The organism is Chitinimonas sp. (genome assembly GCF_036568685.1).
Lineage (GTDB): Bacteria > Pseudomonadota > Gammaproteobacteria > Burkholderiales > Chitinimonadaceae > Chitinimonas.
Genome location: NZ_DATCSC010000016.1, coordinates 1 through 14,211 on the forward strand (window position 1 = coordinate 1; position 14,211 = coordinate 14,211).

Here is a 14,211-nt window from a genome sequence, read left to right on the forward strand (position 1 = left end):
CGGGGTGAACGAGATCACCTCGTCCTCCTCGCTCAGCAGCACCCGCGTCACCTTGCAATTCGATCTGGACCGCGATATCGACGGCGCCGCGCGCGATGTGCAGGCCGCCATCAACGCCGCCCGCTCGCTGCTGCCCACGGGGCTGCCCAGCAACCCGCAGTACCGCAAGGTCAACCCGGCCGATGCGCCGGTGATGATCATCGCGCTGACCTCCGACACCCTCACCCGCGGCCAGATGTACGATGCCGCCTCTACCGTGCTGGCGCAGCGCCTCTCGCAGGTAGAGGGCATAGGCCAGGTGAGCATAGGCGGCGGCGCGCTGCCGGCAGTGCGCATAGAGCTAGACCCCAACCGGCTCTCGGCCAACGGTATTGCGCTAGATAACGTACGCGCCACCGTGGTCGCCACCAATGCCAACCGCCCCAAGGGCGCGCTGGAAGACGGCCAGCGCTACTGGCAGATCGGCGCCAACGACCAGGCCCGCACGGCGGCTGAGTACGCCCCCCTGGTGCTGAACTACCGCAATGGCGCGGCGGTGCGGCTGCGTGATGTGGCCGAGATCAGCGATTCGGTGCAGGACGTGCGCAACTACGGCCTCAGCAACGGCAAGCCGGCGGTGCTGCTGATCCTGAGCAAGGCACCTGGCGCCAATATCATCGAGACGGTAGACAAGGTGCGCGCGCTCTTGCCGCAGCTGCGCGCCTCCATCTCGCCGGCCATCAATGTGGACGTGGTGGTGGACCGCACGCCCACCATCCGCGCCTCCATCAAGGAGGTGCAGCGCACCCTGGCCATCGCCTTCGGCCTGGTGCTGGGCGTGGTCTACCTCTTTCTGCGCAATCTGCGTGCGGCCCTCCTGCCCGCCGTGGCAGTGCCGGTCTCGCTGGCCGGCACCTTCGGGGTCATGTACCTCCTGGGCTACAGCATCGACAACCTCTCCCTCATGGCCATGACGGTAGCCACCGGCTTTGTAGTGGACGACGCCATCGTGGTGCTGGAGAACATCGCCCGCCGCATAGAGCGCGGCATGGCCCCGCGCGAGGCGGCGCTGGTAGGGGCCAAGGAGATCGGCTTTACCGTGGTCTCGATCAGCATTTCGCTGATTGCCGCCTTTATCCCCATCCTGGCCATGGGCGGGGTGGTGGGGCGGCTCTTTCGCGAGTTTGCCGTGGTACTGTCGGTGGCCATTCTCGTCTCCATGCTGGTTTCCTTGACTACCACGCCCATGATGGCGGCGGTGCTGCTGCGGCCGCATGTGGCCAACAAATCGCCCGGCCGCATCAGCCGCTGGCTGGCACGCATCCAGGCGGCGCTCTTGCGCGGCTACCGCCGCAGCCTGCGCTGGACCTTGCGCCACCAGCCGCTCACCTTGCTTATCCTCCTGGGTGTGGTGGCGCTCAATGTCTCGCTCTATATCACCATCCCCAAGGGTTTCTTCCCGCAGCAGGATACCGGCCGGCTGACCGGCAATGTGCAAGCCGACCAAAGCAGCTCCTTCCAGGCCATGCAGCAGAAGCTGGAGGCCTTCAGCAACATCGTGCGGGCAGACCCGGCGGTGGATACCGCCACCGGCTTTACCGGTGGCGGCCAGCGCAATAGCGCCAATATGTTTATCTCGCTCAAGCCGCTGGCTGAGCGCAAGGCGAGCGTGGACGAGGTGATCGCCCGCCTGCGCGGCAAGCTGGCGCATATCCCCGGTGCCAATCTCTTTCTGGTGCCGGTACAGGACATACGCGTGGGAGGCAGGCAAAGCAATGCCGCCTGGCAGTACACCTTGCAGGCGGATGAACTGAGCGACCTGCGCACCTGGGAGCCCCGCATACGTCAGGCGCTGAGCCAGCTGCCCGAGCTGGCGGACGTGAACAGCGACCAGCAGGACAAGGGTCTGCAGACCTCGCTCACGGTAGACCGCGATGCGGTAGCGCGCTTGGGGCTCACCATGGGTACCGTGGATAGCACCCTCAACGACGCCTTCGGCCAGCGCCAGGTGGGGGTGATCTACAACCCGCTCAACCAGTACCGAGTGGTGATGGAGCTAGCGCCGCAATACCTGCAGAGCCCCGAGACGCTAAAGCTCTTGCAGCTCACCGCCCCCGGCGGGCAAGTGCCCTTGAGCAGCGTGGCCAAGATAGAGACCACCAATACGCCGCTGGCGGTGAACCACCAGTCCGGCAGCCCGGCCACCACGGTGAGCTTCAACCTCGCACCGGGCGTGTCGCTCTCGCAGGCGGTGGATACCATCGATGCCGCCATGCAGAAGATCGGCGTGCCCACCTCGGTGCACGGCAGCTTCCAGGGTACGGCCAGCGCCTTCCAGTCCTCGCTCTCCAGCCAGCCCTGGCTCGTGCTGGCGGCCATCGTCACCATCTACATCGTGCTGGGCATGTTGTACGAGAGCCTGGCGCACCCGGTCACCATCCTCTCCACCCTGCCCTCGGCCGGCGTGGGGGCGCTCCTGGGTTTGATGGCGTTCGGTACCGAGTTCACGGTCATCGCCCTGATCGGTGTGGTGCTCTTGATCGGCATCGTCAAGAAGAACGCGATCATGATGATCGACTTTGCCATCTCAGCCCAACACACGGCGCAGCGGCACGGCCACACCCTGGGCGCCGGTGCGGCCATCTACCGCGCCGCCCAGCTGCGCTTGCGGCCTATCCTCATGACCACGCTGGCCGCCATCTTTGGCGCCGTACCGCTGGCCATGGGCACAGGCGACGGGGCCGAGCTGCGCCAGCCCTTGGGCATCGCCATCGTCGGCGGCTTGCTGCTGAGCCAGCTGCTCACCCTCTATACCACCCCGGTGGTGTTCGTCTGCATAGACCGCTTGCGCCGCAAGCGTGCTGTGGCAGCGGCCACTCCGCACACTGCGCCCGCCCTGGGCTGACCACCATGCCAGCACGCAAACCTTCGTTCGCCACCGCCGCACTCACCACCCTGCTGCTGGCCGCCTGCGCCGGCCCGGTGGCGCCCATGCAGCCGATCAAGCCGCCGGCAGAATTCAAGGAGGCCGGCCTCTGGCAACGTGCCGCCGCCACGCAAGGCAGCGAGGTCACCGTGCCTACGCAGTGGTGGACGCTGTTTGACGACAGCACCTTGAACGCACTACAGCAGCAGCTGATCATCGGTAACGAAAACCTCAAGGGCACTGCAGCCCAGGTGGCCAGTGCGCAGGCGGCGGTGAGCGCCAGCGAATCGGCCCTGTGGCCCACGCTCTCAGTTGGTGCCAGCGCCAGCCGCGCCGGCAGCCCCGGTGCCGATGGCCGCCCGCGTAGTACGACCAACAGCTACGGGTTGACTGCCAGCGCCAGCTGGGAGCTGGACCTGTGGGGGCGCCTCGGCAAGGCCGAGCAGGTAGCCGGTGCGCGCCTGCAAGCCAGCCGGGACGACCTGTCCGCAGCCCGCCTCTCGGCCCAGGCCAGCCTGGTGCAGAGCTATTTCTCGCTACGCAGCGCCGAGGTGCAGCAAGACCTGCTGGCCCGCAGCATTGCCGCCTACCAGCGCAGCGTGGCGCTGACCCAGGCGCGTTATGCGGCCGGCGTGGTATCGCGCAGCGATGTGCTGCAGGCCGAAACGCAACTGCGATCGGTGCAGGCCCAGGCGCTGGACGTGGCCGCCCAGCGCGCCCAGCTGGAGCATGCCGTGGCCGTGCTCTTGGGCCAGCCGCCAGCGGCCTTGTCGCTAGCGAGCACCGCCAAGCTGCCAGCCGTGCCCGCCGTCCCCTCGCTGCTGCCCACCACCCTGCTGGAGCGCCGGCCAGACATCGCCGCCGCCGAGCGCCGCGTGGCGGCCGCCTATGCGCAGATCGGCGTGGCGGATACCGCCTGGTTCCCCTCGCTGACGCTGGGTGCCACCGCCGGCTACCGTGGCAGCACGCTGTCCAGTCTCGTGAGCGCGCCCAACCTCGCCTGGTCCTTCGGCCCCAGCCTGACCGAGGCCATCTTCGACAGCGGCGCGCGCAAGCTGGCCAGCGCCCAGGCGCGCGCTTCGGCCGACGAAGCCGCCGCCGGCTACCGGCAGACCGTGCTGACCGCGCTGCAGGAGGTGGAAGACAATCTGGTACTGGCCCACCAGCTGGCGGGCGAGGCGAAATTGCAGACCCAGGCAGTGGACGCCGCCCGGCGCAATCTGGAGATCGTGCAGGACCAGTATAAAGCCGGCACGGTGAGCTTTTTGAATGTGGCCAGCGCCCAGACTGAGCTTTTGAACAGCGAACTCTCCCTCAATGCGCTGCAGACGCGGCAACTGCTGGCGGTGAACCAGTTGCTGAAGAATATCGCCGGAACCTGGCGGGACTGATGGTCCGGCAACCTACCGCTGTTAGATAGTGATCTCGATCCTGTTACCTTCTGGATCCAGCACCACGCTCTCATAGTAGTTATCACCGGTCAGACGAGGGGCCGAGAGTAGCTTCACGCCGGCCTGGACCAGTGCTTCGGTCTTGCGCTCCACCTCCATGGCGGTACCGACCGAGAACGCCAGGTGGGCGTAGCCCAGGGCCTGCCGTACCTCGCTATTGGCGTTCGCCAGAATGCCCGGCATCTGCATCAGCTCCAGCCTGGCGCCTTCGTGGAACTGGATGAAGTAGGACGAAAAACCGCTGCGCGGGTTGAGGTAGCGCTCGCTGGCCGAGCCGCCAAAGCGCTTTACGTAAAAGTCCTTCATGCCTTCCAGGTCGGCCACCCAGAGCGCCACATGTTCGATTTTCATGCTGACCTCGCAAAAACCCGCAAACAACGGCAACAATATTTGCGCTTTAATGCGGTTATCGTCAAGTCAACCTTGCGGTATTTTGCAACATCAGGCATAAAACAGCATATCCACGCAGCCGAGACCGCCATGTTTGCCCAGGAACGCCACCAACGCATACTCGCCGCACTGACCGAGCACGGCCGGGTCGAAGTCGCCGCCCTGGCGCGCGAGCTGGACGTATCGGAAGACACCGTGCGGCGCGACCTCAAAGCGCTGACCGGGCAAGGCTTTGTGCAAAAGACCCACGGCGGCGCCGTGCTGCTGGCCACCACCCAGATCCGCTACCCGGCCCGCAGCGCGGTGCGCCCTGCCGCCAAGGCCGGGCTGGGCGCCGCTGCCGCCGCCCTGGTGGAGCCGCACCAGACCGTCTTCATCGACGCTGGCAGCACCACCCTGGAACTGGCCCGCGCGCTGGATGTGACGCCATTACGGGTGGTGACCAATTCGCTCGACGTGGCCAATGTGTTCTCAGACCAAGCCGGCGTGGAGCTGGTGCTGAGTGGCGGCGAATGGAACCCCTTGGAGCGGCATTTCTCCGGCCCCGGCGCGCTGGCTCAGATCGTCCAGTACCGTGCCGACCTCGCCTTCCTCGGCGCCTGCGCCGTGCACCCCAAGTTGGGTGTGACCGCCAACCTGGCGCCCGACGCCCAGCTCAAGGCCGCCATGATCGCGCACGCTGCCAGCGCCGTGCTGGTGGTGGACGACAGCAAGTTCGGCCAGATCGCCCCGCACTCGGTCGCGCCGCTGGCCGCCTTCGAGCGCTTGATCACCGACCGCGCGCCAGCCTGGCTCTCGGGCGAACAGCCGCTGGTGCAGGTCGTCGCAGGCGCGGCCTGAGCGCGTCAGCCGCTATTGCTGACCGTGCCGGGAACCATGTATACCGTGCACCATCCAAGTGCGCGGCGCTCCTTGCGCCCCCCCACTGAGAGCCGCTAACAAAACCCAGCGAAGCGGTTCTGGCGCCCCCGTAAAGGGGAGGCCGTGGTTGTAAAGACGCTAAAGCGTCAACAACCACGCTCAGGCGTGCAAACGAAGGCGCGTGCCACGGACAGTACGGTTGGTACGGCAAGTTTGCACAACAACGCCAGAAGGGTTTTGTTAGCGGCTCTGAATCAAAACAACGATACCGGGCGCCTTGGCGCCCGAGATGCTTAGGATGGAACCATGCTCAAGAACCTGATACGCCTCAGCTGCGTGCTCCCCGTCATGCTGCTGGCAGCCTGCAATGTCAGCAGCCGGCTGGACGACGGTAGCGGCGGCAGTGGCGGAGATGCCACCCTGACGGCGGACCGCAGCAGCTACCTGGTCGGCGAAGTCGCCACCCTCACCCCCAAATTCACCGGCAAAGTGGCGCGCATCGACCCAGGTCTGGGCGCGGTCACCAGCGGCGTGGCGGTCAAAACGCCAGCCCTGCGTGACAACACGGAGTACAAGCTGGTGGTGGGCACGGGTGCAGACGCCAAGACCATCAGTCTCACCCTGCAGGTCCGCTTCCGTAACAGCTACCGCGTGCTGGACCAGACCTTCGCCGTCTCGCAGCATGCCGCGGTAGCGCTCGCCGATGGCAGCGTGCTGGTCAGCGGTGGTTCGCGCGGCCTCAGCATCCTCTCCACCGCCATCAACCGCTTCGACCCGGTCAGCCAGGGCTGGACCCAGCTTGGCGTGCTCAACAACGGCCGCTCCGAGCACCAGATGACCCTCCTGGCCAGCGGCAAGCTCCTGATCACCGGCGGCAACCTCAACCTGGCGGGCGGTGCCGCGGCCGAGCTGTTCGACCCCACCACCGGCATCAGCCTGGTACAGGGCGCCATGCTGGCGCAGCGCCTGCACCATACCGCCACCTTGCTCAACAGCGGCAAGGTGCTGATCACCGGTGGCAGTACCGGCGAGGGCTTCCCCGGCGGCACCAGCAACACCGCCGAGCTGTGGGACCCGGCCACCCAGAGTTTCACTCCCACCGTCAATACCATGACCACGGCCCGCGCCAACCATAACGCCACCCTCTTGAGCGACGGCAAGGTCTTGATCACCGGCGGCTACAACAGTTGGGGCACGGTGCAGTACGCCGAGCTCTACGATCCGCTCACCAACAAGTTCAGCCCCTTGGCCGGTGGCCCCGCCGCCCTGCCTGCGTTGCAGACTGCCGCCGCCCGCCCGGATGGCAGCGTCTGGCTGCTGGGCGGCGAGAACCAGCAATCCACCGCGGGTGTGCGTATTGCCTACCAGTACCTGCCATCCACCGGCGCGCTGAGCGCCCGTAGCGATATCCCGCTGGCGCAGAGCGCCGCGGCCAGCGTGGTACTGGGCAATGGCGACGTGCTGATGTTCGGCGGCTACCTCGACGCCACCGCCATCACCAACCAGGCCCAGCGTATCGGCGCCAACGACGGCAGCACGCTGGCCAATATGCCCTCTGCCCGCCTGGGCCATACCGCCACCCGCCTGCCGGATGGCCGAGTGCTGATCGTCGGCGGCCAGAACGGTACTGGCACGCTGCAATCCAACGTGCTGGTCTACGAATAAATCGTCCCGATCCGCAGCAGGAAAAAGCCCATGCCGCAACACGGCATGGGCTTTTTTCATTGGGATCTCGCCCGCGTCAGCTGCATTCACTTCCCAAGAGGGACTTACTGCCACCCAGCGCCTGGGCACCCGCAGCGCTGAGCCTATCCACCACCGCGTGCTGGAAATCCGCCAGCTCGGCCGCACCATCAGGCTGCTTGCGTGATACTTCCAGCACCAGACCGCTGGCCAGCTGCCAGGCTTCCACATCCACGCTGTCGCCCTCAAAGCGCTGCACGGGGTTGCTGCAGCCCTTGGCCTTCGGCTGGCGCTTGGCCGGTACCACCTCGGCCACCGTGCCCTTGACGGTACAGCTCAGCGAGTAAGCCTTGCGCGCCTCGCCCCCCGCCAACACGGCCACATCCACCTCGCGCTTCTGTTTGGCCTTGCCCTTGAGCGGGCAGTGCCAGTCGCCATCCGGAAAGCCCTGCTCACCACGGTACTTCCAGGTCACTTCGGCCTTGCTGCCATCGGGCCTGCTGCGTTGCCGCAGTATGGCGGTAAAGCCGGCCGGCGCGTCCTTGGGCGGCTCAACCGTGTAGTACTGCACCAGCACCTGATCCATCTTCTGTAGGGGCTGGCCCAGCAGTGCCAGCACGGCCTTGCCATCCGCCGGGCCACCCTGCTGCGGCCGCCAACGGTAGGCGTACTCGGCCCCCGCCTCCTCACCCTGCCCGGCCAGCACCCGGCTAGCGGCCACCAGCAGCAAACTCAAGCCAACCTGCTTCAGCTTCATACTTTTTCCTCCGCGGCCGGCTCCTGCAGGCCGATCACCGGTTTGAACTGCGCAAAGGCGGCCGGTAGCTGGGATAGATCCCCGGCCCCGCCTGCCCTTCCAATTGCCCCGCAAGCCGGCAGCGTAGCGGCGCACCGATATTGGCGGCAATGCCACACTCGGCACGACTGGCCCGGCAGGCAGGATCGGCTTGCCTATACTGAACCCAGCTAGCCCCCGTAGCGCTGCATTGCGTATACCAATCAGGGCAAGGAGACCTTGTGCGTCGCTGGCTTGTGATTTGGTTATTGTTTCTGATCGTACTGGTCGGGCTGCTCGTGTCCGACGAGCTGCAAACCGCTACGCTGCAATCGCGCTATCTCTCGGAGCTGGGCCGCGAGCTCAGCTACAAGGTCGAATCCGGCGCCAGCGATGCCATCCGCTTCCCCACCACCGGTCCCTATGACGAGCGGCTGGGCTATAGCCGGCTACCCAGCTTCAGCCAGGCGCTCAAATCGCGTGGTTTCGCCGTCACGGCCCAGGCGCGCATGTCCCAGAGTCTCCTGTCGCTGACCGAGGAAGGCCTGTTCCCTGCCTACCACGAGAAAAGCGCGGCCGGGCTGGAGCTGTTCGACTGCAATGCCCGACCCTTCTATAGCATGCGCTACCCGGAGCGGCGCTACGACCGCTTCGAATCGGTCCCGCCGCTGATCGTGCAGACCCTCTTGTTCATCGAGAACCGCGACTTGCTCGACACCACCCAGCCACGCCAGAACCCGGCGGTATCGTGGGCGCGGCTGGGCAAGGTGCTTGGCGACCAGGCCATCAGCATCGTGCGGCCCGGCCACCCCACGCCCGGCGCCAGTACCCTCGCTACCCAGATCGAGAAATTCCGCCACTCGCCCAATGGCCAGACCACCACCCGCAGCGACAAGCTCAAGCAGATGGCCTCGGCCTCGGTACGGGCCTATCTGGACGGCCCCGAGACCATGGCCACCCGCCAGCGCATCGTGGTGGACTACCTCAATACCGTGCCGCTCTCGGCCCAGGCGGGCTATGGCGAGATCAGCGGCCTGGGCGATGGGCTCTGGACCTGGTACGGGCGTGACCTCGACGATGTGAACGCGCTGCTCAAGCAGCCCTTCGCCCCCATCCCCACCCAGCTTTTCTCGCGCCAGGTGCAGGCTTACAAGGAGGTGCTGTCACTGATGCTCGCACAGCGAGCACCGTCCTACTACCTGCGCGGCCGGCCGCTGGAGCTGGACAAGCTCACCACCTACCACCTGCACATCCTGGCCGAGGCCGGCATGATCCCCGCCGCCATGCGCGATGCAGCGCTCAAGATCCCGCTCAAGCTCCGGCCCGGCCCCATCCGCCACCCGGTACCCTCCTTCGTCAATCAGAAGGCCTCCACCATCGCCCGGGTACAGCTTGCCGGCTGGCTGGGCATGCCCGACCTCTATGCGCTGGACCGGTTGGACCTGAGTGCCCACACCACCCTCAACGACCCCATCCAGCGTGCGGTGAGCGAAAAGCTGCGCCTTGCCGGCACCGTGGAGGGTGCCAAGGCGGCTGGCATGTATGGCTACAACATGCTCAAGGCTGGCGACGATCCTTCGCGCCTCCTCTACAGCTTCACCCTGCTGGAGCGCGGGCCGGGCGTGAACCTCCTGCGGGTACAGACCGACAGCGGCAACGCCCCCTTCGACATCAACCAGGGGGCCCGCCTCAACCTCGGTTCTACCGCCAAGCTGCGCACCGTGGTGCATTACATGGAGATCATGACCGAGCTGCACCAACGCTATGCTGCCCTGCCGGCCAGCGACCTCGCACGCGTCCCCACCGCCCGGCAGGAGGTACTGCACCGCTGGGCGCTCGACTATCTCATCCATGCCGAGGACCGCAGCCTCAAGCCCATGTTGCAGGCGGCCATACAGCGTAGTTACTCCGCCAACCCGTCCGAGGTCTTCTACACCGGCGGCGGTGCCCAGCAGTTCACCAATTTCGACCCCGAAGAAGACCACCGCAGCTATACCGTGGCCGAGGGTCTGCAGAAGTCGGTCAACCTTGTCTACGTACGGCTGATGCGCGACATGGTGCGCTACCACATGGCCAAGCTCGCCGGCACCCCCGAGGAGGTACTGGCCGATCCCAGTGCCCGCAAGACCTACCTATCGCGCTTTGCGGACTGGGAGGGCACCACCTTCATGGCCCGCTTCTACCGCAACTACCACGGCAAGACGCCGGAGCAGATGCTGGACCTCCTGCTCTCGCAAACCCGGCTGGAATCGAGCCGGGTGGCCACCATACTGCGCAGCGTGGAGCCCGAGGCGCCCTTTGATCACTTTGCCGAGCAGATGCGCCGCTACCTGCCAGCCAAGACCCTGAGCGACAAGACCCTGCACGACCTCTACAGCAAGTACGGGGTGGACAAGTACTCGCTGGGCGACCGTGGCTACCTGGCCCGGATCCACCCCCTGGAGTTGTGGCTGGTCGAATATCTGCGGCGCAAACCGCAAGCCACCATGGGCGAGACACTGACCGCCGGGGCCGAAGCGCGCCAGCAGGCCTACGCCTGGCTGCTGCAGACCCGTAGCCCCGAGAAGCAGGACAAGCGCATCAAGTACATGCAGGAGCTGGAGGCCTACCAGGAGATCGCAAAGGCTTGGCGCGCGCTGGGCTACCCCTTTGCCGCCATCACCCCCTCCTACGCCAGCGCCGTGGGCGCGGCAGGCGACCGGCCGGCAGCGCTGGCCGAGCTGATGGGCATCATCGTCAATGGCGGCGTGCGCCAGCCTACCCAGGCGCTCACCCGGCTGCACTTTGCTGCCGGCACCCCCTACGAGACCCGCTTCGACGGCGCCCCCGGCGCCCCCAGCCGGGTCTTGCCGACCGAGATCGCCGAGGTGGCGCACGACCTCCTGGTCGACGTGGTCAACGGCGGTACGGCCGTACGTATCAAGGGAGGCTACGTGCTGCGCGACGGCACCGTGCTTGAGGTGGGTGGCAAGACGGGGACCGGCGACCACCGCTACGAGGTCTACGCCCGCGGTGGCGGCCTGATCGAATCACGCCGGGTCAACCGCTCGGCCACCTTTGTGTTTGCGCTGGGCGACCATTTCTACGGCACCATCACCGCCTTTGTGCGCGAGCCCTATGCCGAGAAATACAGCTTCACCAGCGCGATGATGGTGCAGCTGCTCAAGTCAATGGCGCCCGACCTCCTGCCCGAGATCGACCCCGCCAGCCGCGAGCCCCAGGCCGCCTGCCGCGACACGCTGGACCTGCCGCCACCACTACCGCCCGGGCCACCACCACCATCGCCGGTCCATTTCGAACCACCTGCTGGCCCAGGCCTGCCGCCTTTGCCGCATGTGGAGACGCGCGCGGGGCTCAAGCCACTACATTGATCCGTCAGCGCCGCTATCCGTACCACCGACCGCCAGCCCGGCCGTAAACGCCGTCAACAGCGCCCGCCCTTGCGGCCAGTCGCCCAAACCACTGGCGCCGTTGATATGGCCCAGCTCGCCCAGCTCCACCAAGCCGGAACCCCACTGCCGCGCACAATGCTGCGCATGGCTAGTCGCGGCATAGGGGTCGTTGCTGCTGGCCAGCAGCAAGGTGGGGAAAGGCAGTCGGGCGGTGTCCAGCAAGGTGAACTCCGCCGCCGCTTGCGGAAAGCTGGCAGAGGTAGGGTCGGGCACCGCTACCAGCAGTGCGCCTGCGACCGGCAAGCGGCTCTGGCGCGCCCAGTGCGCGACCAAGAGGCAAGAGAGGCTGTGGGCGATCAAGAAGGGTGGCGTGCTCGCCACCGCCACCGCTCGCTCCAGTGCGGCTATCCAGTCCGCAAGGTCCGGTGCGTCCCAGTTCGTGGGGGCAAAGCGGCGCATGCGCTCGTCGGCCCGCTCCCAGTGGGTCTGCCAGTGCGTCTCGCCGGAGTTGCCTATGCCCGGCAGCAATATCATCTCCATCTATACACCCTCCTTGAAAGTCATTGCGACTTGGCCAAGCTTGCCGCAAACTGGCTAGAGGCTGAATGCAGAGTCATCGGCCGATTGTTGATATTTCCGATGAATTCAAGGCAGGGAAGACAAACCACCATGGCCGAACGGATCACGCTGGATGCCATCGACCACGCCATCCTCACCGCCCTGCAAGAGGATGGCCGCCTGGCACTGTCTGAACTCGGGCGGCGCATCGGCCTCTCGCAGCCAGCCACCTCGGAACGGGTAAAGCGGCTGGAGAGCCGTGGCGTGATTACCGGCTATGGCGCGCGGGTGGACCCGGCCATGTTGGGACTGGGGCTGACCGCCATCATTCGTCTGCGGACCACCCACGAGCATATCCAGACCTGCTTGCGGCGCTTTCGCGAGATGCCGCATATCGTGGAGGTCTACCGGGTGACCGGCGAGGACTGCTTTGTGCTCAAGGTGCTGATCCCCGGCCCGAACGAACTCGAAGGCGTGGTGGACGCCATTGCCCGCTTTGGCGCGGTCACCACCGCCATTGTGCTGCGCAGCGAGGCGGCCAAGCCGATTGGGGCACATACGCTGAAGCAGCTGGGCTTTGTCCCCTAACCTAGCGATGCCGCCAAGAGGTTGATGGCACCACCACCCAGCACCAGCCAGGCAAACAGGATGGCGGCGAGCAGCAGGGGCTTGAGGCCTGCCTGGCGTATCGCCCCCAGGTGAGTGCTGAGGCCCAGTGCAGCCATGGCGGTGGCCAGCAGCAGGGTATCGAGCTGATTGGCGGCAGACATGGCTTCCGCCGGCAGCCATTGCAGCGAGTTGAACAACACCACCGCCACAAAGCCCACAGCAAACCAGGGCAGCTGCAGCTTGGCCTTGGGCGCGTCCTCGCTGCGCTGGCCACGGGCCAGCCAGAACGATAGGCCGATCAGGAAGGGCGCCAGCAGCATCACGCGCACCATCTTGGCGATCACCGCCGCATCGGCGGCGGTGGTGCTGACCGCATTGCCGGCCGCCACCACCTGGGCCACCTCGTGGATGGTGGAGCCCATATAGATGCCAAAGCGCTGGCTGCCGCCAGGTAGCCAGTTCCAATCGAGGTTGAGCTGGTACAGCGCCGGGTAGAGAAATATGGCCAGGGTGCCGAACACCACTACGGTGGCCACCGCCACGGTGACCTGCTCGCTACGCGCCTTCACCACCGGCTCGGTAGCCATGACAGCCGCCGCACCGCAGATGGCGCTACCGGCACCGATCAACATGGCGGTACGCCGCTCCAGGCCCAGCCAGCGGGTACCCGCGTAGCAGGCCAGCGCAAAGGTGGAGCCCAGCACCAAGCTGTCGACCAGCACGCCGCTCCAGCCTACCTGGCCGATATCCTGCACCGTCAGCCGCAGGCCATACAGCACCACGCCCAGGCGCAGCAGGGTCTGTTTGGAAAAACCGACGCCGGCGGCGCAATACGTGGCCAGGCGCGGGTAGACGGTATTGCCCACCAGCATGCCCAGCACGATGGCCAGGGTCAGCGCGGTAAAGCCGTGTGCTTGCAGCCAATCCAGCCGGCCTAGGCCTAGCGCGGCCAGTGCCAGCAGGCCAGCCAAAATCAGGCCAGGCAGCTTGCCGCTGGGGCTGGGTGGCAGCACCGCCGGCAAGGGTGGGTTCAGGGTTGTCGTCATGGTAGCGACTCATTTGGGGGAGATGGCGTCAATCTAGGCCCCAGCCATAAACCCGTCCAATGGCTTATCTTGCTAATATCAAGCTGTTGAATCGCTACATCGTAAACATGGACATCCTGCGCCTTACCCTACGCCAGCTGCAGATCTTTGTGGCGGTTGCCCAGAGTGGCACCACCGCCGCGGCGGGCGAAGAGATCGCCCTCTCGCAATCCGCCACCAGCGCGGCGGTGAACGAGCTGGAGCGGCTGCTATCGCTGCGCCTGTTCGACCGGGCCGGCAAGCGGCTGCTGCTGAACGACAACGGCCGCAGCCTGTTGCCGCGCGCGCTGGCCATGCTGGACGGCGCCGCCGAGATCGAACGCATGGCGCGCGAGGCGGACGCCCAGGTGCAGTCGCTGCGCATCGGCGCCAGCACCACGCTCGGCAACCATGTGCTGCCGGCCTTGCTGGGGGACTTTCTGGCACCACACCAACCGGCAGCGGCGCCCAGCTGGCGCTCGCAGGTACGCATAGGCAATACCGCCGCCATCTGCGCCGCGGT

The 14,211-nt window shown here is 66.2% G+C and carries 11 protein-coding genes; 7 read left to right on the forward strand and 4 right to left on the reverse strand.

All coding sequences use genetic code 11. From position 1 onward, the window contains the following. Both VIM95_RS02770 and VIM95_RS02775 read left to right on the forward strand, forming a co-directional pair. The coding region (locus VIM95_RS02770; protein ID WP_331982734.1) for an efflux RND transporter permease subunit at nucleotides 1-2,884 on the forward strand (2,884 nt) is incomplete at its 5' end. Nucleotides 2,885-2,889: 5 nt separating this feature from the next. Next, complete coding sequence (locus VIM95_RS02775; RefSeq protein WP_331982736.1) at nucleotides 2,890-4,296, forward strand: efflux transporter outer membrane subunit; 1,407 nt, start codon at nucleotides 2,890-2,892, stop codon at nucleotides 4,294-4,296. Between the two features lie 21 nt (nucleotides 4,297-4,317). Here the strand turns inward: VIM95_RS02775 and VIM95_RS02780 are convergent, their stop codons facing one another. Continuing rightward, entirely contained in the window at nucleotides 4,318-4,707 is a 390-nt protein-coding gene (locus VIM95_RS02780) for a VOC family protein (protein WP_331982738.1), read from the reverse strand. Between the two features lie 129 nt (nucleotides 4,708-4,836). Between VIM95_RS02780 and VIM95_RS02785 the strand changes: the two genes are divergently transcribed. After that, nucleotides 4,837-5,586, forward strand: coding sequence for a DeoR/GlpR family DNA-binding transcription regulator (locus tag VIM95_RS02785; protein WP_331982740.1), 750 nt, complete (start codon nucleotides 4,837-4,839; stop codon nucleotides 5,584-5,586). Between the two features lie 327 nt (nucleotides 5,587-5,913). Then, nucleotides 5,914-7,272, forward strand: a complete 1,359-nt coding sequence (locus VIM95_RS02790; protein WP_331982771.1) for a Kelch repeat-containing protein — start codon at nucleotides 5,914-5,916, stop codon at nucleotides 7,270-7,272. A gap of 76 nt (nucleotides 7,273-7,348) precedes the next feature. Here VIM95_RS02790 and VIM95_RS02795 read toward each other — a convergent pair whose 3' ends face one another. Beyond that, nucleotides 7,349-8,047, reverse strand: a complete 699-nt coding sequence (locus VIM95_RS02795; protein WP_331982773.1) for a hypothetical protein — start codon at nucleotides 8,045-8,047, stop codon at nucleotides 7,349-7,351. 260 nt (nucleotides 8,048-8,307) lie between these two features. Between VIM95_RS02795 and VIM95_RS02800 the strand changes: the two genes are divergently transcribed. Then, nucleotides 8,308-11,436, forward strand: a complete 3,129-nt coding sequence (locus VIM95_RS02800; RefSeq protein WP_331982775.1) for a transglycosylase domain-containing protein — start codon at nucleotides 8,308-8,310, stop codon at nucleotides 11,434-11,436. Here the strand turns inward: VIM95_RS02800 and VIM95_RS02805 are convergent. Beyond that, nucleotides 11,428-11,997 (reverse strand): RBBP9/YdeN family alpha/beta hydrolase, encoded by a 570-nt coding sequence (locus tag VIM95_RS02805; protein ID WP_331982777.1) that lies wholly within the window; start codon nucleotides 11,995-11,997, stop codon nucleotides 11,428-11,430. The two genes, VIM95_RS02800 and VIM95_RS02805, sit on opposite strands and share 9 nt — an antisense overlap. A 129-nt stretch (nucleotides 11,998-12,126) precedes the next feature. On the opposite strand from VIM95_RS02805, the gene VIM95_RS02810 reads away from it, so the two are divergent. Continuing rightward, complete coding sequence (locus tag VIM95_RS02810) at nucleotides 12,127-12,603, forward strand: Lrp/AsnC family transcriptional regulator (protein WP_331982779.1); 477 nt, start codon at nucleotides 12,127-12,129, stop codon at nucleotides 12,601-12,603. Here VIM95_RS02810 and VIM95_RS02815 read toward each other — a convergent pair. Further along, a complete protein-coding gene (locus VIM95_RS02815) occupies nucleotides 12,600-13,670 on the reverse strand; it encodes a YeiH family protein (protein ID WP_331982781.1) in 1,071 nt (356 codons plus the stop codon). The genes VIM95_RS02810 and VIM95_RS02815 overlap by 4 nt on opposite strands. Nucleotides 13,671-13,729: 59 nt before the next feature. Here VIM95_RS02815 and VIM95_RS02820 point away from each other — a divergent pair. Next, nucleotides 13,730-14,211, forward strand: a 482-nt coding sequence (locus tag VIM95_RS02820; RefSeq protein ID WP_331982783.1) for a LysR family transcriptional regulator, incomplete at its 3' end; no start/stop codon positions are given.